This is a genomic window from Adhaeribacter aerolatus (assembly GCF_007991635.1).
GTDB lineage: Bacteria > Bacteroidota > Bacteroidia > Cytophagales > Hymenobacteraceae > Adhaeribacter > Adhaeribacter aerolatus.
In genome coordinates, this window is sequence record NZ_BJYS01000006.1 from 152,477 (window position 1) to 177,899 (window position 25,423).

Sequence of the window (25,423 nt, forward strand, 5' to 3'; positions counted from 1 at the left end):
TGCATTTGGCCAGGCTTAAGATTTATTACCAGCAGTTAAGGCGCCGGCACTAATAATATGGCATCGGCTACTACCACGCCATCGGCATCTTTATTTGATATTTTAACAAAGGCCTGGTTACCTTGGGCAAAGTTATAAGTACCCAAAGAAGCCCACTCGCCGGAGGTTTGGCCTACCACCTGAATATCGGCTTTGTTAATAGAAATATCTTTCTGCTGTTTGCCGTCGAAAATCTGGAGATGGGTTCGGGTGCTCGCATTCGGGAGTTTCGGGAAATAAGCATACACCTGGTACCGGCCCGCTTTGCTGATTGTGGGCGTAAATTGTACGGCCTGGGTTCCGGAGGCATTTGCTTCACTGGTAAAATAGGTTGGGCCGTAACCACCTTTGTTATTCGTAGCCCACGAACCGGTTACTTTGGTGGTTTGGGTATTATCGTTATCTACCAGTATTTCGGGCGTGCTGCCATCGGCCAGCGGATTAGCGGCTAACCTTGCCTGCAGCTTTTTAATATCCACCTGTTGCACGGGTTGTTTGGCATCAATGGCCATACTGGCTGCAACGGCTGCCGACTGGCCGAGTACCATAAATACCGGCTCCATCCGGATAGAACCATAAGCAATGTGCGTGGCCGATAAGCAAACCGGCACGAATAAATTAGCAGCGTCTTTTTGCTTGGGAATAATGGCGCGGTACGAGATAGGATACGGCCCAAAACCACCTTCTTCTACGTTCCCTTCGTTTTTAACCATGCCATTTACGACCTGCCGGTCGCAGTTATGCGAGTCCATGGTATAAGCCGCCATACCCACGCCATCCTGTACCACCTCGCGGCCTTGGCAATGGTGCTGGGTCATCACCAGTTCACCGACCATGCGCCGGGCTTCGCGCACATAAAGCTGATGCGTCCAGTGGCCGTTTTTGGTGTATTCGTCTTTCGGATAGCCCCACTTTTTCATCTCGGCCCGGATGTGTTCCGGTACCCGCGGGTCGTTGCCCACAAAATACAACAGGCCTTTGGTGTAATCTACGTGCTCGTTCCAGATTTTGGCCCTCGTGGCATAGTCGGCCTCGGGGTAATCCCAGTTCATGCCAATCATGTCGGTCGAGAAACCGTTGCGGTTATTAATATCGGTTTTGCCGTTGGGCATCAGGCTCCAGATAAAGCCACTGCTTAAAGCAGTCCAGGGCTTTTTCTCCATTAACCGGACTAATAATTCGTACTTCTTTGGATCGTAATTGGCCGGCTGGGTAATGGGCACCTGGTTTCCGGGTACATTGGTCAGGGCAATCCGGAAATTGTAAGCCTGCACTTTTTTATCGCCGCTGCCCGCCGGTTTTAGTTCGGAATTATGAATGCCCCATAATAAACCGCTTTTGGGGTCGCCGGGTACCACGTAGGGGTCAATACCGTCCGGAAACTGGTGGCCATTCATCAGCTGCACGCCGTTAAAAGTTTCGTTGTACTGGCTGTTGGCTTCGCGGCCTACGGTATACGATACGCCCGCCCGGGCCATTAAATCGCCCTCGTAGGTGCAATCCATAAACATTTTGGCCCGTACAATTTTATTCGTGGCGGCTTGGGGCTGAGCAGCATTTTCGAGCGTAATTTCTTTAATCAGGTTCCCGTTCTTTTGCACGCGTGTGATCCGGTTTTCGTACAGTACATTTACCTGGCCGCGCTTAATATACTCCTGAAATAGCGCTTCCGCCACCTTGGGTTCGAAAGTCCATTGTTCAAATTTGCCGTAGTGTTGCCCAATACGCCGGTAAAAATCGCGGGCCAAACCGGTAATAGCGTATTTATTTCCAATATCGGTATAACCCAGTCCGCCCGAACTCATGCCGCCCAGATGGCGGCCCGGCTCAATCAGCAAAACGCTTTTACCCATTTTTTTAGCCGTATAAGCGGCAATTACGCCCGCCGAGGTACCACCGTAAATACAAATATCTACCTCGGTTATATTTTTATTCTGGGCCCGCAACGGTACGGTAAGTGTAGTAAAAATAAGCAGTACCAGCGGAATAATTAAAAAAGATAATTTTCTCATAAAGCTTTTTATAAAAAGTAAAAAGTTCTAACTGTTTAAGTCAAAGGCACACCTAACTGCCTATTCTTTTTCGGGGTAAGCTGCTGCTGATGGCCTGAAATATTGGTCCGAGCGCAGCGGCGTATTATTTTACCGGCACTAAAATTACTGCATCGGCTATCACCACCCCATCAGCACCTTTGTTCGATATTTCAACGTAGGCATTTTTACCTTTGGTAAATCTGTAGGTACCCAAAGAAGCCCACTCGCCCGAAGACAAGCCTATTTCTTTAACATCGGCCGTTTTTAAAATAATATTATTTTCTTTTTTACCATCGAATATGGTAATGGCCGTTTGGTTGGTCCGGTTTTCTATTTTGGGCAGGTAGGTATAAATTTGGTATTTACCGCTTTTGGTAATAGCCGGCGAATATTTAACTCCTTTGATCTCGCCAGCTGGCGCATCGGCCTGGAACCGGTTACGTCCGTAGCCGCCTCTGGCCGTCACCCACGAACCGGTTACCTTTACCTGGCTGTTATCATCATTATCAACCAGTATTTCGGGTGGGCGGTTATCTACCAGAGGATTTTGGGTTAAGCGCTGCTGCAGCCTGGCTACATCTACCTGCTGCACCGGCACTTTGGCATCAATGGCCATAACGGCTGCCGTAGCCGCCGACTGGCCCAACACCATAAACACCGGTTCCATCCGGATAGAACCGTAAGCAATATGCGAAGCCGACAAACAGACCGGCACTAATAAATTGGCGCACTCGGCACGTTTGGGGGTTATTGCCCGGTAAGCAATCGGGTACGGGTAACTAACCGATTTCTGCACGTCGCCTTCATTTTTCACCATACCGTTTACCACCACGCGCTGAATATTATGCGAATCCATGCCGTAAGCCGCCATACCCACTACATCCGGCACCACCTCAGCGCCTTCACAGTGTTTCTGGGTCATGACCACTTCGCCAATCATCCGGCGGGCCTCCCGCACGTACAATTGGTTCGGAAAACCACCGGTTTCTTTAAATTCATCTTTTGGGTAACCCCAGGTCTGCATTTCCTGGCGAATGGGCGCGGGTACCCGCGGATCGTGGCTCACGAAGTAAAGCAAGCCTTTGGTATAGTCTTCGTGCGCCTGCCAGATTTGCTGGCGGGTTCCGTAATCGGCTTCCGGGTAATCGTAATTCATCCCGATCATATCCGTAGAAAAACCGCCGAAATTATTAAAGTCAGTTTTGCCGTTGGGCATGTTTTTAATGAGAAAGCCGCCGGTGTGCTGCACCTTTAACTGGCCGTCCGGCGTTTTGCTGGTGGTAAAATTACTGTGGATGGTTTTCCAGGATTCTTTGGCTATATTCCGGGCCAGTAATTCGTAATGGGCCGGATTATAATTGGCCGGCTGGGTAAACGGAATCAGGTTGTTTTTATCCTGGGTCAGGCAAAGCCGGAAATTATAAGCCTGTACTTTTTTGTCGCCGGTACCGGTTGGGGACAACAATTCGGGGCTGATGCCCCACAGCAAACCGCTTTCGGGATCGCCGGGTACTTCATAAGGGTCTACGCCATCCGAAAATTGGTGAAAGTCAGCAACCTGGACGCCATTGTACGTTTCGCCGTATTGCGCATTGCTTTCCCGCCCTACGGTATACGATACGCCCGCCCGGGCCATCAGGTCGCCTTCGTAGGTACAATCCATAAACATTTTGGCTTTTACCGTCAGGTCGTTGGTACGCACGGGAGTTTGGGCATCTTCCAGTACAATTTCCCGAATCCATTCGCCTTCTTTCTTCACCCCGGTTACCCGGCGGCTTTTCATAATGTCTAATTTTCCTTCCCGGATAAAATCGGCAAAAACTTTTTCGGCCACGTGGGGTTCAAAAGTCCATTGCTCAAACTTGCCGTAATAGCTGCCGATGCGACGGTAGAAGTTTTTGGCCAAACCGGTTACCGCGTATTTATTGCCAATATCGGTTGCACCCAAACCGCCGGTAGTCATGCCCCCAACAAATTTACCGGGTTCAATCAGCAACACACTTTTGCCCATTTTTTTGGCAGTGTAAGCGGCTATAATACCGGCCGAGGTGCCGCCATAAATACAAATATCTACTTCGGTAACTTTTTTCTGCTGGGCCCATGCAGACCCGTTTATAAAAATTAAGCTGAGGGAGAAAATAAATAAAAAAAGCTGTTTTGCTGCAATCATGATGAATATTCAGGTAGGTGATAATTTAAAATATATTCAGTTGCTGTCCCGGTGCCCTTAGCAGGACCGCGACAGCAACCTAATAAAATAATTATTACGGAACCAGTATGGCGCGACCGGCAAAATCAAGGTCGGGCGCTATTATTTTAATACTTGGGATTCTGCTCTAAATTGGTATTGGTCAGCACTTCAATATTCGGGATAGGCCATAAATAATCGCGCGCGGCATCAAAGGTTCTGAGTTCCACTACCCGCATATCGGCTCTGTTTGGTACAGTTGCATAGTTAGGCGTTCCGTTGGCATCAATGGCCGGAGCAGTGGCTAATAAGCCCTTCGGAATACGACCGTAAAAAGTGCCATTCATTACCTGGTCCGCAATTTTCCAGCGCCGGATATCATACAAGCGGAGGCCTTCGTTTGCCAGCTCATATTTGCGTTCCTTGCGCACAATCGACCGTAGTTCTGCCTGGGTTTTACCCGCTTCAATGGGTGGCATATTTACTGATGGCCGCTGTCTGACCATATTAATGGCACTATAAACCGACGGATCGAGTTGCCCCAATTCAATTTTTGCCTCGGCATAATTCAGCAATACTTCGGCATAACGGGCCGCAATAATATTCAGCTCGGAAGCAGTTACATCAGCCTGATCAATAATATCGGTGTATTTGCGCCAGCAATAACCAGTAAAAGTAGCAAAGGCATGGGTGGCCTCTACATTATCTACCCGCCGGGCAGGCGTGGTGCTGAAATCCGTTGTTTTTAAGCTGTCTTTATTTGTTTCGAACTTAATATTTAAAAAGTTGGAACCGGGTAAAGCTACGGTATAGCCCAAACGGGGGTCACGGTTAACAAAAGGGTTACGCGGGTTATAAAGCGGCGATTTATCGATGGTTAACCCGTCGGTACATTCGTAGGCATCTATCAGCACCTGGCCGGGTACTTTGTTCGAATTACCCCGACCCATGCGGGAAAAGAAACACTGGGGCACCGTATGCGTCCGGATTCCTCTTAAATATTGGTAAGCAAAAATAATTTCGGTTGAATTTTGTCCGGCATAAGTAAACAACTGCCCGAAATTAGGATGTAATTTATGGTAGTTTAAATCCATTACATCTTTAGCGGCTTTAGCGGCTACTTCCCATTTGCCATTATACAAAGCAGTTCTGGATTTTATAGCCAAAGCCGCTCCTTTCGTGGCCCGACCATTATTCTGGGCATCATAACTTACCGGCAAGTCGGCAGCGGCTTCTTCCAGTTCGGTTAAAATAAAATTAACCACTTCTTCTTTAGAACTTTTAGGCAGCGATGCTTCCTCCAGTTTCAAAGTTTTGGTTACCAACGGAATGCCGCCAAATAGTTCTACCAAATGAGAATAATTATAGGCACGTAAAAAACGGGCTTCGGCTTTGGTACGGGCATACAATTGGGGCGTAGTTTTGTCTTTTACTTTATCAATATTATCGAGCAAAAAATTGCACCGACCAATATCAGTGTAAGCCTGTTGCCAAACATTCCGGACAAAACCGTTATTGCTGGCATGGCTGCCTTTGCCTATTTGCTGCAAATCGCTGTTATTCCGGTCCCAGCTTATATCGGCCGCATTATCCAACAACATGGGCAGGGGCAGGTTATCGCTGGGGTGCACCGCTAAAGAACTGTAACAGGCATTTATGGCCAGCAACAATTCACTTTCGTTCGTAAAAAACGAAGCATCGGAAGGGCCTTCCAGGGGATATTTTTCTAAATAATTATCGCAGGATGGGGCGGTAAATAGCAAACCGAGACCCATAACCCAATATTTTATTTTCTGTAACATTTTATCTTCTGATTAAAAATTAACATCAACACCAAAACTGTAAACTTTCACCTGCGGATAACCATTGCCAATACCCACGGGCGTTTCTACATCATAGCCTTTCCAGAATTTATCCAGGGTAAAGAGGTTCTGGCCGTTTACATAAAGGCGCAGGTTTTTCATGCCTACTTTTTGGACTAAGGTAGTCGGGAGTTTATAGCCTAGCTGTAAGTTTTTCAGACGCAGGTAAGAAGCATCTTTTAGCCAGAAGCTCGATACTTTCTCGTTGTTGGCTTCGCTGAAGGCCAGGCGGGGGAAAGTAGCATTTGGGGTTGCCGGGGTCCAGTGGTCTTTGTGCTGTTCCTGCACCGTACCACCTAAGAAGAAAGGCATAATGCCTTGCTGCCACAGGAATCCGTCGGACTTGCCTACGCCCTGAAAGAAAACATTTAAATTAAAACCTTTATAAGTGGCGTTGATGGTAGTACCAAAAGTTAAACGCGGAATAGTGCTGCCAATAATTACGTTGTCGTTATCATTAATAATGCCGTCGCTGTTCTGGTCTTTGTACTTGATATCGCCGGGTTTAATGGTTCCGAATTGTTTGGCATGGGCGGCTACCTCGTCCTCGCTCTGAAAAAAGCCTTCGGCTTCTAAACCAAAGATGGAATTTATGGGGCTACCCTCGCGGCTAACGGTCAGGCCGGTACGGTTTACCCCGCGCAAATCCACTACTTCATTTATTACATCCGACAGGTTGAAACTTACGTCGTAATTAAAATCTTTCACTGCTCCCCGGTAAGTAAGCCCCATTTCCCAGCCGGTGTTATTAACCACGCCCACATTTTGTGATGGGGCGGCTAAGCCAATAATCAGGGGTACATCCAGTGTGTACAGGATATCGCGGGTTTGCCGGAAATAATAATCGCCGGTAAAAGACAAATTATCTAACAAGGTCAGGTCTATTCCGAAATCCGTCATTTCGGTGGTTTCCCAGGAAATATCGGAGTTTGCCAGGGTATTGAGCGCGGCTGTATTTACTATTTGTTTACCCAGCGTGTAAGAACCTAAATTAATGAAGGAGGTGAACGGATAATTACCAATATTCTGGTTACCTAACCGTCCCCAGGAACCCCGGAATTTTAATTCGTTAACTACGTTTTTCAGCGGCTCCATAAAAGCCTCTTCGGAGATGCGCCAGCCCGCCGATATGGAAGGGAAGAAACCATATTTATTGCCAGTCGCAAAACGGGAAGAACCATCGTAGCGGCCGTTTACTTCTAACAAATATTTTTGGTTATAATCGTAATTAATCCGTCCGAAGAAAGATTGCAGGGCCCATTCTGCTCCCCCGCCACGGGCTTGCTGGTTATTAGCCGAGCCGGTATTGAGCACCGGATAATCCGGCAGAATAAAATTATCGCGGAAAGCCGATACAATATTGTTGCGGTAATCTTCGCGCGAAGCACCCAATAATAATTTCAGGCCGTGGCCGCCAAGAGTTTTAGTAGCCGTAAGGGTACCCCGGAAATTATTATAAAAAGCCTGGTTGCGCTCCTCGGTTAGGGTGCTTCTGGCCGGAACCAGGAAACTTACCGCACCATTGGGTTTATAGGTTTGTACCGACCGGTTAAAGTCGCTGTTGTTCGATTGGGCAAACCGGGGCGCTGCCGTTAACTCCAGTTGCAGCCATTCTTTGGGTGTATAATTAAGCGAAACGTTTAGCTGCGCCGATGGGCTGTTATTTTTACGTTCTCCGCCAATGCGGCTAAAAGCAATCGGGTTATCGCCATTCCAGCCTTCACCCCAGGTTCCATCAGAATTAATGCCTAACTGATTCGCCGGAATCCGGTTCATCCAATGAAAAACATCGGAGGTTCCCCGGCCGGGTTCGGTGGTATGGGCACTAACCAGTTGTAAGTCAAACTTCATGTTAAACTTATCCGAAAACAAAATATCGGCATTATTACGCAAGGTAAAGCGTTTGAAATTAGAACTTTCAATTAGCCCCTGCTGGTCGAAATAGCCCAACGAAGTCAGAAATCGAATTTTCTCACCCCCGCCATTCAAACTTACGAAATGGCTTTGCATAGCACCCGAACCAGTTATTACTTCTTTCTGCCAGTCGGTATCGGGGTATAAATCGCGGTTAGTGGGGCCTTCGGTGCGGTATTTATCTATTAAGGCATCGGTATAAAGCGGGGCCCGGCCTACGTTTACATAAGCTTCGTTGGTTAATAACATGTGGTCGATGGCATTAACCATATCGGGCATGTTGGTAGGTGTCTGAAACCCGCCGTAACCATTGTAACCAATGCTGAGCTGATTGCCCTTGGCCCGCTTGGTCGTTACCAAAATAACCCCATTGGCCGCCCGCGATCCGTAAATGGAAGCAGATGCAGCATCTTTCAACACCGAAATAGATTCAATTAAATTAGGATCGATGTTGTTAATTGAGCCTTCAATTCCGTCTATCAATACCAAAGGGTTGGAATCGCTCAGCGTTCCTATTCCCCGTATCCGGATGGTACCCGCATCGCCGCCGGGCCGACCGGAACTTTGGGTGACCGTTACTCCGGGTGCTACGCCTTGCAAAGCGGCTGAAGTTTGCCCGATTGGCCGGGAAGTCAAAGTCTCCGAAGAAACCGTTGCCACTGCGCCCGTTAAGTTTACTTTTTTCTGGGTACCAAAACCTACCACCACTACTTCTTCCAGCGCTTTGGCATCTTCTTCTAAGGTGACATTCAGGGTACCACCGGCAGCCGGCACGGCTACTTCTTTGGTAGCAAAGCCAATAAAGGAAAATATTAAAGTACCGCCGGCATCCGGCACCGATAAAGTATAATCACCCTCGGCCCCGGTAGTGGCACCCACCGAGGTTCCTTTTAACAGTACGGTTACGCCCGGCAGGCCTTCTCCTTTGGCAGAAGTTACTTTGCCCGAAATTATTTTATCCACTAATATTCCAGAAGATGGTTTAGATAAAGGCTTTTCGGCTGGTTTCGGTTGCGGCCGGACCGGTATGATAATATAATCGTTGGCCGATATTTTTTCGAAGGTAAGCTGGTGCGGCGCCAGTAATTGCGTTAGGGATTCGTCAATATTTTTGATTTGACCCTCCAGGGCTTTTAAATCACCTACAATCGGTAACAACAGTTCGCTGTCGTAGTTAAAGGTTACGTTATGCTGCTTCTCGAAAGCGGTTAATATTTTTACCAAAGATTGGCGGTTACTTTCTTTGCCAGTACTTCTTTGCTTGGGCAAGCCCCGGTTAAGGGCGGTAAGTACCTGCGCCCTGGCCGGGGGCATGAGGCCGGCAGACCAAATTACCAGCAGTAAAAGCGGTAGTTTGCGTAAGGGTTTTAACATAATTTTAGCTGTTTTGGGTGAATAATAAATTAGGAGATGTTAAGGGCCGGACGAAAAACTTACGCCGGTTTTATGGTGATATGCCGGCCTTTCTTTTCGATGGTTAATCTGAAAGACTTTTCGATAGCGGTTAACAGCAGATCGATTTTTTTGGGATTACCCGAACCGGTAAAACGACGGGTGGCCAGGGCTGGGTCGGCAAACGTTACCTGGTACCCATAGGTATCTTTTAAAACCCGCGCTACTTCGGAAAGCGGGGTATCTACAAAAACAATTTTATGCTGGAGAAAAGCACTATAAAGTGCCGGGTTATGAACGGTAATTTTATTTAAGCGGCTGCCCGGGCCCAATTCTACCAGTTCCCCTGGTTTCATAATTGCTTCGGTTTTTTGCGGCGAGCCATTTCCCTCCTGGTGCGCATCTGCAACGGCTACTTTCACCTTTCCTTCGCTCAGCACCACTCTGGTTTTTTGGGGCCGGTTGGTCAGCACAAACTTGGTTCCCAGCACCTCCACCTTTACCCCATCTGAAGCCTGAACCCGAAATGGCTGGTGATTTCTCGTATGCGTAACCGAAAAGTAGGCTTCGCCCTGTAGCTTCACTTCCCGCACCGAGGAAGCATCCCAAGGACTGGCGTAACTCAAAACGGAATTCCCGTTTAAAACCACTTTAGAATTATCCGGCAAGGTAATCGTGCGGATTTCGCCGAAACTCGTTGCAACCCGGATCGGAGTACTTTCGGTTTCCTGAAACTTCCACAAAGCCAAGCCGGCAAATAAAACACAGATAAATACCGCTGCTATCCGGTACCAATTAATCCGGGTTGTAGCCACCGTCTTTTTATCCGGTACCAGTTGTACTACTTTACCGGTTTGGGTTCGGGCTTCTATGTGCTGCCAAAGGCGGTTTACCTTTTCAGCGGGTAAAACGGCTGGTTTAAAATCGAGCGATAGCAGGAGGTTCCGGGCTTTTTCAACTTCGTGCTGCTGGTTGGGGTACGCGCGCAACCAGTTTTGCCAGAACTTTTCATTCTCCGGATTGGGTTGTAACACCCAGTTTTGAAAATAATCGTCCAGTAAAAAGTCCTGCGCGGTAAATCCTGTATAATCCATCTGAAAAAAATATTGCCTCTATTGTGCTGCTTCTAAATGGGAAAGAGCAGAACGCAGAATACTCCATCAAAATTTTCTGGATATTTATAAATATTATACTATTTACAAGACAATTCAGTATTATTTGATATTCTTCTAATCAGATTTAAATAATATTAAAATAATATTAATGTTAGGACTAGGAGGGCGATTAAAAGATTTTAGAATGAATATTCAGGACTCCCGGATTAGGATGGTAAAGAAATAGCAAAAAGGATTGAAAGTAAGATAGCCTGAACGTGTTCACGCAGCATCTCAATTGCCTTGGAAATAAGATTATAGGTGGATTTTAGCTGCAAACCCATTATTTCGGCTATTTCCTGGAAACTCAGATTATCGTAAAACCTTAAATAAATAGCTTCGCGCTGCCTTTTGGTTAAAGTGAGCATGGCCTGCTGCATTCTTTCCTGCTGATTTTCCTGTACATTGGCAGCTATCAGCACATGCTCCGGGGAAGCTTCGGCCATTGGCTCCTCTTTCGCAAAAGCATTGCTGAATTTGTTTCTTTTGGTATGGGCTTCTGCGGATACCTGCAATCTCCGCCGTAAGGATTTAAATAAGTAAAATTTAATATTATTGGTGGGCCCTAAGTTTTCTTTGGTTTGCCATAAATAAATAAACAGCTCCTGAATGCAGTCTTCCACTACTTCTGTCTCAGGGCAAATTTTGGTCCCGTAACTATATAATGCCTGTATATGCGCCTGATAAATTTCCGAGAAGGCATCCCGGTCCCCGCTTTTAAATAATTCCCAGCGCGTACTGTCGTTGGGAGCAGCAGCCACCGCAAAACTAGAATCAGGTTGCTCCTGGGAGAGATGCATGCAACGGGGTTAATGAAATGAAACAAAAATTATTTTCCGGATTTGTGCTGCGTTTATCCGTAACGCATTTTAAATATAGGTTATACCCGGCTTAAATGCAACCTAACATTAGAAAACCAAACCTGTTCAATTAATATTAACAATCTAGGATTGGTTTGCATCCAAAAGGAATGGCAGCCAAAAGCTTTGTGAACTGCCCAAAAATTTTCTTGACCGAAAAGAAAGAAAACAAAGCCGGCAGCGCCAAGCCAACCTTTATATTCCCTTATTTTTAGCGGATTACCTGTAAGTTTGTCACTGCCTCACTTCTAGTTAAAAAGCTTCGCTAAAACGAACATATTTTGATGTGTATGTTACTTGATGTGTATGCTAAATTAATTAATAAAAGGTGTAGCCGATAAACAGGACTACACCCAAAAGGGCTCCCCAAGCTTCTTCAACACCCAAACGAAATCTGGTTAAAGCTCCTTCTTTTTTATGCCATTTTTAATATACCTGTACCTCAAAAATGGCTGCCGGTACATTAGTCGATGGATGCTTCGGTTCGATTACCAGCCTGGAAGTTTTAACAGGTTCATCCAGCACAATTTTGTTAATCGTCTGATGATTGTGCCGCACCTCCCGGATAAGTTCGCCTTTATCGTTGCATAATTTATAGTGCTGCACGCAGAACGGAATCTCGTACTCCGGGTGGCCCATCAAAGAAGATTCCATGGGATGATCATAATCGGTATCGAAAGCCAGAATTATTTCTTTTATGGTTTGGGGTTGTTCCCATTCCAGAGAAAGCTTGGAATTTACATCATCGGCAGCCGGTAGCCAGGCATTGGGGCTGGTGGTAGGCCGAAAAAGGCCGTTGTTAATATTTTCCGGGGAAAATAATGAGATACCAGAATCCAGACGCAGGCCAAAATTATGGCCGGCGGGCCGGCGGTGCGGGCACCAGAATTCAAATTCATCTACGCCAATCTCCGCGGGCGGTGTTTGCTTGCCGTAGTTCGACACCGCTTTATTTATTTTGTTGAAAACCGTTAAGACCCCGGTAACGCGTTGTTCGCTGCCCCTGACCGCTACGGCATCGTGCTTCATCAGGCAAATAAAAATATAGCGGGGCTGGTCCACTTCGTAATCAAAATCCAGATGAATGTGCTGCTCGCCTTGACCTAATTTAATTTCTTTTTGTGCTACCGTTACATCCGGGGTGTAGTTAAAAGGTTTACTGCTGATGCGGAGTTCAACCTGAAGTGCAGTGGCTGCTTCGGCTTTTACCTGTAGCGTCAGGCCTGTGAGTTTACCGGCAGTTACCGGCAGCATTTGGGCCGCGGAATATTCCAGTTCAAGCCAAGGGCCATCAAAGGGCAATTCTTTTAAGGTAAACGCACTGGATGCAGATATTTCAGCCGAATTAACCAAATTTTCTTTTGCTGCAAACTTTATACCTGGTATATGGTGGCCGGTTTTCAGCAATTCCTGCTGAAGCACCTGCATGTTTTCCGGTTCGTTCAGTTGCATTAGCGACCAGTTATTTTTTACGGCTAAGGCGGCTGCCATGCCTACGGCTTGTCCGCCGTGGGCACAGGTACCCATTACACGCGAAGAACCAAATGCCACGTGCGAGGCACTGATAATGCGACCCGCCAACAATAAATTAGAAATATTGCGGCTGTAAAAGCACCGGAACGGAATCTGGTAAATGCCTTTGCCGTGCCATTGGTTGCAGCCGGGCTTCTCGCTGAACACGCCATCGGCCGGGTGTAAATCAATCGACCAGCCGCCGTAAGCTACCGCATCCGGAAAAGTTTTTTGCTCTACAATATCCTGCTGGCGTAGCATGTATTCGCCTTCAAAACGGCGGCTTTCGCGCTTGCCCGGAATATTGCCCACCCACTCCAGCGTCAGGTTTTCGGCCTCCGGGAAATTGCCCGAATTTTTAATGTAGTTCCAGACACCGTAAACTACTTTCCAGAGTTCCCACTTAATTTTTTCGGTTTCGTGTACGGTATCCAGGCGGCCGCCGTATTCAATCCACCAAAGGCGACAGCCAAAATCAGAAACATTAAAACTTTTGTAGCGCGGAATTTGGGTAATATCCTGCAGGGCATAGCTGGGCGGCAAAAACCGCACCGGCCGACCGGTGTCTTTCGTATAAAAATAAATGGTATGTCCCAGTAGTTCGCCGTATTCTGAGCTGGGCGCAAATTTCTCCCCGAACTCTTCCCGCGATTCCGCGCCCATCCGGAAAGCCGCTCCCGCCGAAAAAGCCATCAAACCATCGCCGGATGCGTCGCAAAACCAGGGTGCTGCCAACTCGTATTGGGTAGAATTCTGGCTACAGAAAGCCCACACTTTTTCTATTTTATCTTCGCTTGCTTTATCTACCTGGTAAACCGACGTATTCAGGAGCAGGCGAATATTGGGTTCTTCGGTTACTTTTTCGAGGAGCACGGTATCGAAAATAACGGCATTCCCTTCGGGGTTCCGGTACAGGTTTTCTACTAATATTTCGTCAATTACGCCGCCTTCGCGGGCCCAGCGGTTGTTGTTGCCCATGTGCGAAGTTGCCCCCAACACCCATAACCGTACTTCGCTGGAAGCATTCCCTCCTAAAACCGGCCGGTCCTGCACCAATATTACTTTAATACCGGCGCGGGCCGCCGTAATGGCCGCACAAGTTCCGGCTAATCCGCCGCCAACTACTACTAAATCTGCCGCTAAACTTTCCGTTCTGGGTTTTCTTGCCGCTACAAATATTTCCTTCTGCATACTTAATTCTTTGGATTATTTCTATCCTTTATTTCTGATTCATTTTGGGTTGATTTTTACCAGTTGTGCTGGTATTTGCTTTTTTAGCCGCTTCGCTGCTGCTTATTTCGTAATGGTGCCCGGCCTTAATTTTAAATTTGAGGGCACGGTCTTTTGCTAAATATTCAGCCGGAATTATTTGCCCGGTAGTATTATCCCGGACTTGTAAATTTTCGGGGTGCCAGTTTGCCGCTTTATTGGTAATAAGCGAGCGGGAAGTACCATCGGGGTAGGTAAACCGGTAAGTGCTAGGGTTAGGCATTAAACTATAAACAATCGCGTTTAAATCCGCCTCTTCTTTCTTTACCAGCACGCCCTGGCCTCCCACAAAAGCCGGTATTTTGTCTATTGGGAAAGCGTAATTTTTTAAAGTAGTCGGCCCCCGGAATATTTCGCCGGATTCCAGATCCTGCCAATTGCCGGCGGGCAAATACACGTGCCGGCGCTCCACGGTGGCGTAATCGTTGCCGTAGGGCGGGGTTACAAGCAAAGACGGGCCCAGGAGCCAGGAATATTGCCGCCTTGTTTTGGTAGCTAAATTATAGGTTGCCGTATCAGTGGGGAATGCAATGGGTAGCGGCGTAAGCGTAGTGGGGTAACCGGTTTCAAAGGCATCTACCGCAGCGCTATAAATATAGGGGGCCAGTTGGTTGTGCCAGTCGCAGGCTTTTTTTACCGCTGCCTCGTAAGCTGCGTTTTCGAGGTGCCACGGTCCCAACCCCACCGACATGGCCGGGCTTACCGCCGCTAGCCAGGCATTCCGAACAAAATATTTCTTCTGGTCTTCGGTGAGTGGCAAGGTTAAATATTTACCCGCCACAATATCGGGGTACACATTGGGCGCACCGCTGGCCGCGTAATTAAGCATGTTAATCACCGGTCGGTCCTGGTCGAAACCGTGCTTGGTATCTTCCAGCCGGATAACATCGCCGGGCACCGAAAAAGCCGAATTGCGCACCATCACGAGGTTGCCTTGGCGCATCAGGTGTTCGTTTACTTTATTTAGTTTGGCATCGTTGTTTAGTTTAATGCCGTCGTGCAGCATCATGTCTTCTTTATAACCCTGCACGCCCCATTTCCGGAATCCTTTGCCAAACCATTGCACAGCGGCCGGATTATCCTGGTTTAAAATATAAATATTGCCTTGCGGAAAATTTACTTTGTAAGGAATGGGTTTGCCTTGCGGGTCCGCTACGTAATAATTTTGCCGCAAACCTTCAAGCGGATAAGGACCGTTGTTCGTAGGGTTATAAAAACCATCGGCGGCTTTAGGGGCTTTGAAATTGGTGCGCAAACCCAGCAATAAATTAATTTTGTTTTGTTTAAGGAAAGCTTTAAAAGCGGCTACATCGGGGTAGCGCGGATTAGGTAAACCGTCTTTCCGGCTAGGTTCGGCGGTATCGTCCCAAATACCGAAGCTGTTGGTGGTACCTTCTTCCGGATTTTTGCGTTCGCCTTTCCAGAAGCCGGAACCTACTATGGCCCAGCTCAGGTGATAACCTTTTTGCAGGTAAGTTGCCAAATCTTTTTGTACCGAAGTCTGGTAAGTATTCCAGCCCAGCGAGCCGAAAGCTTCGTAACCTAATTCGAAAAAGTCGTACTTCGGCTTTAAATCGGGGTAGCCTTCTTTTACTTTTACCTGAGCATAATTTTTATAGATAGCCGCCGGCTTGCCGAAAAAATAATAAGCATTTATACCGGGTACTTGCGCGGCCCCCATTTTATTCTCCTGGTTGTTAATTCCGATGCGTTTATGGCCTTTTTCAAAAATGACCTGCCCCATACTCTGCACCGGGAAAAAGGCAAAACTTGAAACAAACCGGAGGCCGTTATCGGTGTTCAGGAAGCGGTTATTTGCAAAGCCAAACACGTTGGCGCTGGGGCCATACCCGCCGTGGTCGCCTAAGCCATAAGCCGGCTGCACCGGGGCCGTTCGCAAATCAATCACAAACGGCAGCTGACTTTTTGGGGAAGAGGAATTAGGTTTTACCTGAATATTCAGGTAATCATCAAAAAGGTAAATGGCTACTTCGGCTTTATTCCCTTGGGTGTTGGTTACGGTTAACCGGAGCAAGTTTTCGCTCCTGGAAATAAGGCTGGTGGTAACCGCATCGAACAAAATCGTGTCGCCGGGTGCCGAAAAGCGCAGTCCCGATACCGGGTGAAAGCCCGCTATATTTTTGCCTTGGTTTTTAAAAGCATATTTAAACCCGGCTGGCTGAATGATTAATTCGTAAGCTTGCCGCTTTACTTTTATTTCGGACGACGATTTACTGCCTGTTTGCGCCCATAAGGCAACGCTGCCAAGCCAAATTAGCACCAGACTCAGCAGGGCCACCCGGGCAGCCAAAACAGTACGAGCCGGCACAACGGGCCGCAAGGTTTGGCAGTTGGGCAAACAGCAAGAAAAGCTTAAGCTAAAACGCATTATTTCTGGGTAGAGGTAGTAAGTTTGGTGGGTTCGGCTTCTGGCGATGCGCCGGTTTGGGACAATGCTTTAACCGAAAAATTATAAGCGCGGCCTTTTTTCAAGTTTTGCAACAAAAGGTAATCGGCCAATGCAGAATTTACTTTTATTGTTTTATTAGCGCCATTTTCCTGATAACTAACCAGGTAGCCGGTTGCTTTCGGAACAGGCGATATTCCCAAAATAGCTTCCGTTCCTTGCCGGCTTACGCTTTTTACCGGCGGTGCCCCCAGCAAGTTATTGCCATCGGGCGTAACCGAATAAGTCTCGGACCAGCCGCTTTCGACGTACTGCTGCACAGTGCGTTTCATCCGGAATTGAATAGGCTGGCCGTTGGCAACGTTTGGCACCCGGCACAAGCCGCGGGTAGTTACCTGGATGGTTTTGGTTTTTGCGGGGTTGTTTAAATCCGGGCCGTACTGGATGGTATACAAATAATCGAAATTTTCGTAGCCGTAACCAATAAAAAAGCTGCTGTCGGCGGCTTCGGTGTACCAGATAACCGGCGGCAATAAACTGTTTGTAGCCGTAGCTTTTACCGGTTCCGATGGTGCTCCCTCGCCCAAATTATTAATACCGGCTACCGCAAATTGGTAAACCTGATCTTTTTCCAGTTTCTTAATATCCAGGTAATGGTTAATGGTGGTGTCGCTGCGGCTGCTCAAATCGTTTTTACCGTATCGCACCACGTAATATTCAGCCGTCGGATTTTTCTCGAATAACACCCGCACCCCGTTTTCGCCGGGAATAATGGCTTTAATTTTAGGTGCTACCGGTTTTTGCAGATATACCAGGGTATCGTATACATCGTAACCGGTCGGGGAAAGCAGGATAACTTTTAACGTGCCGGGATTTTGCGCGGGTACTTTCCAATTAATATTTGTGATTAATGTTTTATCGCCAGGCTTAATCACCGGCAATATATTAAACCCACTTTGCAGTATTTTCCCGTTGGTATCCTGTGCTTCCCAAACCAGTTTATAATCCCGGAGGGTATAGGCCGGCAAATCTAATTTTTCGCGGGGCTGCAGCCGGACAGTTGTTTTCACCGAGCGGCCGGGCGTAAGTTGGCCGGTGTGCTGTACGGTGAGTTTTCGCAGGGGCGCGTACTCTTTCCGGAAAGCTTCGTAAGCTCTTTTCTTTTGCCGGAATACGTTGACGATGCCCCAGGATCGGTTGCCGGTAGGAGCCGTGTTCCAGGCGGCGTGGGCCTGCCAGGCGCTGCGGTAATCATTAAAGGTCCAGAGCGAGGCACCCATTAAATATTCGCGGTGGCGAATGCTGTTGAGCATGCCTTTGGCATCAATCACCCCGAGATTTAAATTTTCGCTGGTTAAATTATAGCCGTACTCCGAGTAAAACATCGGCTTACCCGGATGGTTGCCGTACACTTTGTCGGCTTGCTTGCCTAAATCATTATATTTATTAAATAATATCATGTCAGAGAACTGCACCGGGTCGGTTTTCTGGTTATCGGCCGAATGGCTCACGTATACGACCAGGCGCGAATTATCCAGTTCTTTCTTCACGTAATTAATCGCCGATTCCACGTAGGCCATCACGCCCGGATTCGCCCCGATAGAGCCGATTTCGTTGCCCACGCACCAGCCAATAACCGATGGATGGTTAAACTGCGAATGCACCAGCTGCTTTAGCCATTGTTTCGGCAAAGGGTTATTCGCATCTACCAGCGCATCTTGGCCCCAAAGCGGAATTTCACTAAACACCAATATTCCTTTTTCATCAATATAATCGAGTACTTCTTTGGGCAAAGGCAAATGCGACAGGCGGGTCATGTTGGCGCCGGCTTTTTTCATTAAATCAATATCGGCTTTGTAACGCCAGGCAGGTAAAGTGTTGCCAGTGGTGCGGTCGTCAGGCACCCAGTTGTAGCCCATCAGCCGCACTTCTTCGCCGTTTAGTTTTACCTTCAGGCTATCTATTTCCAACTTCCGGATGCCAAAGCGGTCGGTTACCAGGTGTTGCAAATTAGCTCCCTGCGTCACTTTCACTTCAACGGTATACAGGTAAGGGTCGTCGAAATGCCACAGGTGCACCTGCGCCTTCGGCAAAGTAGTTTGGAGGGTATAAGGCGTAGAACTATTCGGCGGCAAAGTAACTGAGAGCGCTAATTTTTGGTCTTGCTTCGCTGATTTTACCAAACCGTTTTTATCCGTAAGCGTTATTTCGGTTTTAATTTTTTGGGGAGAGTTGGAGTCATTGATCAACAGTAGTTTTACGCTTACGCTGGCGGTATTATTTTTTAAATCGGGCGTAGCCAAAACGTGTACCTGTTCTATTCGCACCGGGTTATTAATAAAAATAGTAACGGGCCTCCGGATGCCGCCCCAGTTCCAGGTAGCGCCGCGTTTAAAGGTATTATCGGCCACTACTACCAGCGTATTTCTACCGCCGTACTTTAAGTCTTTCGTAACATCAAATTCAAACGGGAAAAACCCGCTGTGGCTTTCACCTAATAATTTGCCATTCAGCCAAACCTTGGCGTCGTGGTAAACGGCCTCAAAATTTAGCCGGATGGTTTTGCCTTGCCAGGTGGTTGGCACGTCTATTTCTTTGCGGTACCAGCCTTTTCCCGCGTAATGAGCGTATTCGTTGTGGGTATCCCAGTTGCCGGGCACTTCCATTTTATCCCAGCCCTGAGCCTGGTAGCTGGGGCTAAACCATTGCTGGTCTTCGCCTAAATTATTCGGGTCGGTTTTAAAAGTCCACTTGCCATTGAGCGATAGTTGCTCCTGGCCGGTAGTTTGCATTTGCGACAGTCCTTTTGGGGCAGGGAGCAATAAGCCAAAACAAAAAAACAGTATAATAAATATTCTCATGATATTTTAGTGGCTAGCATTTTCGAAGGGAACGGCCGCGACATTGATGCGCTGGGCAGCGCGCCACGGAATATAGGCCAATATTAAAATACCCAAAGCAATGCAAGCTACCAGCACCGTACCCGAAGTGGTCAGGAAACTTAATATAAATAATAGCAGCGCGGTAAAGGCCAGCGCAAAAGCGATAACGCGTAAGCCAAAATGATTTTGCTTCCGGATAAATAAAGCTTCTTCCGGATTGGCTTCCATATATTCGGCTTTGCGCACGGCTCTGGCGGCTACGTAGTCCAGGTGCTGCTGGCTCACTTTTTGGCGCGAGGCCGCCCAGATTTCGTAAGCAATCAGCATCAGGAACGGCAAGCCTACGCCCAGAATCATTTCTTCGCCGCGCGATAATTTTAATCCGGTAAGAAGCGGCAGCAATATTTTAAAGATTAAGTTTACACCTAAGCTGATACCGGTAATATATAAGGTAGCTTTACCGGTTAAGCGTTTCGAAAATAAAGCCCAGATAGGGGGCGCCAGTAAAGGACCGCCAGTAATGGCGCCTACGCTCAACACCACTTCTACCATGCCGCCAATGTAAGGCACCGCCAAGGCAATCAGTATCATGCCCAACCCGAATAGCCACGAGGAGTTACGGGCCACTTTCATTAATTTCTGGTCGGAGGCCTGCGGGTTGATGATGCCTTTGTAAATATCGTTGGTGAAGATGGCCGACACCACGTTGAGGGTAGTATTGGCCGAAGCCGAAGTAGAAAAATACATACCCGTCAGCATTAAGCCCATGAGGCCGGGTGGCAGTACCAGTTTACAGATGTAGAGGTAAGCATTTTCCGTATCGAGGCCCTGTAAATCGGGGTTAATGGTTTTGTAAAGCATGGGCGGCAGCATCCACAAAATCGGGCTGATTAAATATAAACCGGCAAACAGGAAGGCTACTTTTTTCGCGGATCTCGGGCTATCGACGCTGGTGTAGCGCTGCACAAAAGTCCAGTTGCCGCCAATGTAAAAAATATGGTACAAGGCAAAAGCCAAAATAAAACCCAGGGTATATTCGCCGTTAAGCAAATCGAAAAAGCCTTCGGGCGCCTGGGCCTGGAAATTAGTTGCGCCGCCGGCCGCATCAAAAGCCAGGGGTAAAATGATTAATACAGCGGCCGTAAGAATAATAAACTGCAGAATATCGGTTACCATTACCGCCCACAAACCGCCCACGGCGGTGTAGGCAATCATGAATATGCCCAACACAATGGTACTGGGCACCAGCGGATAACCCAGCGACGAGCTCACCAATTTAGCTACCGGGTACAGCACCGAACCTTTGATAAACAGCGAGACCAGCATAAAAATATAGATAAAGCTTTTCTGCACGGTGCTGCCCAGACGTTCTTTAATAAATTCGGCGGCGGTTAAGGCGCCGGTGGCTTTCCAGCGGGGTGCCAGAAATAAGCCGGTTACTAAGCCGCCAATGCACATGGTCCACTGGATGGTAATGGCCACCCAACCGTATTTATAGGCAATTGAGCCCCAGGCCACAAACGTACCCGCTGAGAAAAAACTCATAAATAACGACAAGCCGCCAATAAACCATGGCACCGCTTCGCCGCCGGCAAAAAAAGATTTCATGTTGCGGCCGGTGCGGGCAAACAGCAAACCAATGCACATCACAAAGGCCGAAAAAACAAATATGACGGTGGTGTCGATAGTGGAATTCATAATGATTAATTAACCGTTTCGAAATCCAGGGTTACAACCGAGAGGCCGAAACCGGGAATTTGGAGCGAAATATTCTGCGGGGTTGCCAGGGTTTTCGCTTCGCCCGAAGGAGCTATTACTGAGGCCGATTTGAAATTTACCTTTTTATTTTGGATGACCCTGCTGCCATCCAGTTGCGGTTGAATAGAAACCGAATTGGCCTGATTATTTAAGAAAGCAATATACAAGCGGTTTTTGTCGGTAGCCTGGGCGCTGATGTAATCTACGTTGGGGTTACCGGCATTTACCAAACCATTATGTAAAACTAAATTGGCTGGCTGGTTAAATACCGTACCCGGCGCAAACCCGTAGGTCTGGTGCGGGCCTACTTTGGGCGTAATAAAACCCCGCGGGAAAGTAATCTGGTTGTTTGATCGCAGATTGGCTTCGGCAAGTAAATAATCGGTAATCCAGCCAATTTGCCACCAGGCATGGTGCGGAAACGGACCAGAACCGGCATCCATGGTTCGCCAGTAATAAGAGGCTACGCTGGTTTGGGGATTTACGAAAGCATCCCGTCCTAAAGCTGCGGCGCGGGCCATATCGCGGTAAAGTGGTTCGCCGGTAAGCTGGCTGATACGTAAAAATAACCCGCCATGACTGGCCAGCGGAATAGGGCCATGCCCTGTAGCCGAACCAATAGCACCACCGTGTTCAAAACTCAACCCCACCTGGCTGATTTGCCAGTCCTTGCGTTCTTCTCCTTTTACCAGTTTGGTTTGGGCCGTCGGAATAGGGTGCGTGTAAATAGAAGCGGTGTAAATGCGGGCGGCTTCAATTGCACCAGCTTTAAAGCGTTCTTCTTTGGTTATATCGTATAAATCCAGCAGGGCCTGCGCACTCTGGCCGGTTGCGAAATCGTTTACAAACCGAACATCGCCGCACACCCCGGTAAAATGGCCTTTTTCTACCGCATTCTTAATATACCAATCGGCTCCGCGCACCGCCGCATCTAAATATTTCTTGTCGCCTAAAATCCGGTAAGCTACTATCAGGCCGTAGAACGTCGGGCGTAAATCTGTTAAATCGGTGTAAACGGGTTGCTGGGTCCGGCGATCGTAAGCTACTTCCCAGTTGCCGGCCGGTTTTTGCCAGGTCAGTAAGCGTTCGGCGCCTAAGCGCAGCCGCTCCCGTAAGGTTTTATCCTGGGGGTTGAATAACAGAATATTGCCTAAATCGAGCATGGTGTAGTACGTGAGGCTAATCGGCTCCACGTGCGAACCCCATTCTTCGGTAAACCGCTTGCCCTTGGCTAAATAATATTGGCCCACGGCTGCCCCCTGAAAAAATCCGGGGGCAATTTCCTGTTGTTTTAATTTAAAATTGCGTGCAAAAGGCAAACGGGTTTTCTGCAAAACCGGGTCCTGGGTAATGGTCGCCAGCATCCACATGGCCCCGTAGTCCGAGTTTTTCATGGCATCTTTATCCGATCCAACCACGCCACCCAGGTAAGACTGTGCGCCAATTTGGGTACCCTCAAAATCTTCCACATTCCAGAGCGAGGATTCATCATCGTTTACGTAGCGGTGCATGGCCAGCAACCGGTCGGTAAGCGATTGTTTCGTTTGCTTTAAGGCGAGGAAATCTGTGAATTGGTAAATATCATAAATAGCGTGTTTGTACACCGTAAACCAATCCGTAGCCTGCAGGGTGTAACGGAAGCCATACGTTACTTTTTCGCCGGCTTGCAGGCGAGAGCCTTTTTCGCCCAGCACCGGGTGGTACAGGGTAGGCGTCAGTTCCGATTTTCGGTTCATCAGCGATAAGCCCAGCTGCCAAAGTTTATGGGTATTATGGTCTTTTTCCCAGGGGTCTCGGCCAACGCCTGGATTCGCAATGACCCCCATGGAAATGCCCTTAGCCGAAGTTAAAATCGGGGATAAAGTAGTAGCGGTCCGTTCGCGCACCACCACTGGTTTATCCGGAATGCCCTGGCCATAGGCATAAGCCAGAACAAAATTCTTCTGCAGTTCCCTTCCCTGAAAGTAGCCCGGTAGGATACCCCAGGCTAAAGCACTTTGCTCTAATGTAGCCAAGGTGGGTGTAGCCAGCGAAAAATACCCATCTTTTTTGGCCGTAAGCGTTAACTGTACCACTACATCAGAAGGATACTTTTCGTCTAGCAACCAATCGGCCTGCACGGCTGCTACCGGAGTTTCGTGGGTAAAAGTTACCTGATTATTTGCCCCGGTTTTTCCGTTGGCCGGAAAAAAGTAAAAAGCTTCGCCGGCTATATTCATGGCTACCGAACTGGTAGCTTTGAGCCAGGTGGGACGGATGTATTTAAAATCAGGCTCGGGAAAATCAACTTCCTTTCCGTTGTACATGATTTTAACCGGGGTACTGTCGGGCTTAGCCGGTGAATAAAGCATAGTGTATTCGCCGGAAGGAATACCCACCGCCTGCCAACTATTATTTTGCGTAACCTGCGCCCGCTGTACCTGCCAGCCGTGTTCGTTTTTTTGCCAGGTTAAGGCTACTTTGCTGCCGGCTAGTTCTAATTTATCTTTGGCCGTTGATTTGCCCTGCGGGGTGCTGCATCGCACCGTGCCCAGCACCAGCAATAAAAAGGTTAAAACAAAATAATTTCTTTTCGGGAGCATCATAGGCTTGGTATTCATCTGGTTTCCGGCCATTATATAAATATCGTTTTCTTCTCGGCTAAATAATTTATTTCCACTCCGGCGCTTGTTCCAGTTTGGGGTTGGCATTGATTTCGTCGAGCGGAATCGGGAAATATTTGTGTTTGGCCATGGGCGTCCGTACCGGGAAAACATCGTTCACGGCCAATGGAATTACCGTCAGGAATTTGCCGGTGCGGGTTAAATCGTACCAGCGGTCGCCTTCGGCAAATAATTCCCAGGAGCGTTCCTGCAACACAGCATCAATAAAAGCTTCCTTACTTAAACCCGCAGTTAAATCGGCCAGGCTGGCCCGTTTGCGCACGGGGTTAATATAGCTATAGGCCAGCGTCGTGGGGCCGGTTAAACGGGCTTCGGCTTCGGCGGCAATCAGGTACACATCGGCTAAGCGAAAAATAGGAATATTAACGGCGTAAGCCCCCCCTACCGAATTAGGATCCTGGTACTTTTTTACCAGAATGCCCTGGGTGGTAATGGGTGTAATATCTTTCTGGAGCACCACCTGGCCGTTGGCTTTGGTATAACTGGTGGCCATTAAATCCTTGCGTTTATCATTGGCGGCAAAAGAGTTATAGAAGGTGGGGTACACAAACGCCGAACCAAACGAGCTTTTACCGTATTCGGGGCTTTCGCTGCTTTTGGGGCCGTAAAGCGAGCCGAGTTGCGAAGTGCGGCCGGGGTTGGTACTTTCGGATTCAAATGCCCACATATTCTCCTGCCGGGCCTGATCTTCTTTGGCTACATTATATACATCTTTAACCTCGGCCAGGAGGGAATATTTACCGGAGGTTAGCACTGCCTGGGCTTTTATTAGAGCGGTAGCCCAGTCTTCGTTGTACAAGGCGGCTTTGGCGTACAGGGCCTGCGCTACTTCTTTAGAAGGACGACCTTTTACCAAAGCCGCCGAATAAGAATTTAAGTTGGCTTCAGCCTGGTCCAAATCGGCGTAAATCTGCTGGTAAACCTCAGCCTTCGGACTTTTGCCCACCACCGATTCGGCCAGCGAGGTGCTGGCTTTGGTTTTAATCACAATGTCGCCGAAGTTTTTAGTCAGTGTCCAGTTAAAATAAGCCCGCAGGAAAAACGCTTCGCCTAATATTTCTTTCTTGCGGTCCTCGGCCATGGTAATAGCCGGCACTTTTTCCAGCACCCAATTGGCTTTTTCGATGCCCGTGTAAGCGACCTGCCAGATGTAAAACGGCGATTCGTTGGCGCGGCTAAAGCTTTTCTGGGTGGTATAATTCGGGTCGTAGTTAAACAAGGTTAAGGTATTCCGGCCCACCACAGCCCGCGGATAAACCTGGTCGGCGCTGAAGTCCGAAGCCAGTAAAGTGGCGGGGCCGCCGTTTAAACTGGCGTGCTGGTCGTACACGGCCGCAATGGCGGCTTCGGCATCCTGCGCGGTTTTATAAAACTGATCGGTAAAAATGGAAGAATACGGCGTTTCCTCCAGGTCGCAGCCGGACAAACTGGTTAAGAGCAAGCCCGCTAAACCGGTATAAATTATATATTTTTTCATCTTGAATGCTGTT

Annotated in this window: 12 protein-coding genes; all 12 read right to left on the minus strand. The window is 48.0% G+C overall.

What is annotated here, in order from left to right; genetic code table 11:
* Positions 1 to 35: 35 nt before the first annotated feature.
* Complete coding sequence (locus AAE02nite_RS06240) at positions 36 to 2,051, minus strand: FAD-dependent oxidoreductase (RefSeq protein ID WP_146896044.1); 2,016 nt, start codon at positions 2,049 to 2,051, stop codon at positions 36 to 38.
* 124 nt (positions 2,052 to 2,175) lie between these two features.
* Complete coding sequence (locus AAE02nite_RS06245; protein ID WP_146896046.1) at positions 2,176 to 4,242, minus strand: FAD-dependent oxidoreductase; 2,067 nt, start codon at positions 4,240 to 4,242, stop codon at positions 2,176 to 2,178.
* A 146-nt stretch (positions 4,243 to 4,388) separates the two neighbouring features.
* Complete coding sequence (locus AAE02nite_RS06250) at positions 4,389 to 6,062, minus strand: RagB/SusD family nutrient uptake outer membrane protein (RefSeq protein WP_146896048.1); 1,674 nt, start codon at positions 6,060 to 6,062, stop codon at positions 4,389 to 4,391.
* 12 nt (positions 6,063 to 6,074) lie between these two features.
* A complete protein-coding gene (locus tag AAE02nite_RS06255) occupies positions 6,075 to 9,410 on the minus strand; it encodes a SusC/RagA family TonB-linked outer membrane protein (protein ID WP_146896050.1) in 3,336 nt (1,111 codons plus the stop codon).
* Positions 9,411 to 9,469: 59 nt separating this feature from the next.
* On the minus strand, positions 9,470 to 10,522 hold the full coding sequence (locus AAE02nite_RS06260; protein ID WP_146896052.1) for a FecR family protein: 1,053 nt from the start codon (positions 10,520 to 10,522) through the stop codon (positions 9,470 to 9,472).
* Positions 10,523 to 10,749: 227 nt separating this feature from the next.
* The gene (locus AAE02nite_RS06265; RefSeq protein WP_146896054.1) at positions 10,750 to 11,382 is read right to left on the minus strand and encodes an RNA polymerase sigma factor; all 633 of its coding nucleotides are present in this window, start codon (positions 11,380 to 11,382) and stop codon (positions 10,750 to 10,752) included.
* A 486-nt stretch (positions 11,383 to 11,868) separates the two neighbouring features.
* Positions 11,869 to 14,145, minus strand: a complete 2,277-nt coding sequence (locus tag AAE02nite_RS06270; protein WP_146896056.1) for an FAD-dependent oxidoreductase — start codon at positions 14,143 to 14,145, stop codon at positions 11,869 to 11,871.
* A gap of 28 nt (positions 14,146 to 14,173) precedes the next feature.
* Entirely contained in the window at positions 14,174 to 16,612 is a 2,439-nt protein-coding gene (locus AAE02nite_RS06275; RefSeq protein ID WP_146896058.1) for a glycoside hydrolase family 31 family protein, read from the minus strand.
* On the minus strand, positions 16,612 to 19,422 hold the full coding sequence (locus AAE02nite_RS06280) for a glycoside hydrolase family 2 TIM barrel-domain containing protein (RefSeq protein WP_170252531.1): 2,811 nt from the start codon (positions 19,420 to 19,422) through the stop codon (positions 16,612 to 16,614). The genes AAE02nite_RS06275 and AAE02nite_RS06280 overlap by 1 nt, the downstream gene beginning before the upstream one ends.
* A gap of 75 nt (positions 19,423 to 19,497) precedes the next feature.
* Positions 19,498 to 21,210 carry a sodium:solute symporter family protein gene (locus AAE02nite_RS06285; RefSeq protein WP_146896062.1) on the minus strand — a complete coding sequence of 571 codons (1,713 nt, stop codon included), beginning with the start codon at positions 21,208 to 21,210 and terminating at the stop codon, positions 19,498 to 19,500.
* Between the two features lie 5 nt (positions 21,211 to 21,215).
* Positions 21,216 to 23,960, minus strand: a complete 2,745-nt coding sequence (locus tag AAE02nite_RS06290; protein WP_146896064.1) for a YyaL domain-containing protein — start codon at positions 23,958 to 23,960, stop codon at positions 21,216 to 21,218.
* Positions 23,920 to 25,410, minus strand: coding sequence for a RagB/SusD family nutrient uptake outer membrane protein (locus AAE02nite_RS06295; protein WP_146896066.1), 1,491 nt, complete (start codon positions 25,408 to 25,410; stop codon positions 23,920 to 23,922). The genes AAE02nite_RS06290 and AAE02nite_RS06295 overlap by 41 nt, the downstream gene beginning before the upstream one ends.
* Positions 25,411 to 25,423 lie beyond the last annotated feature (13 nt).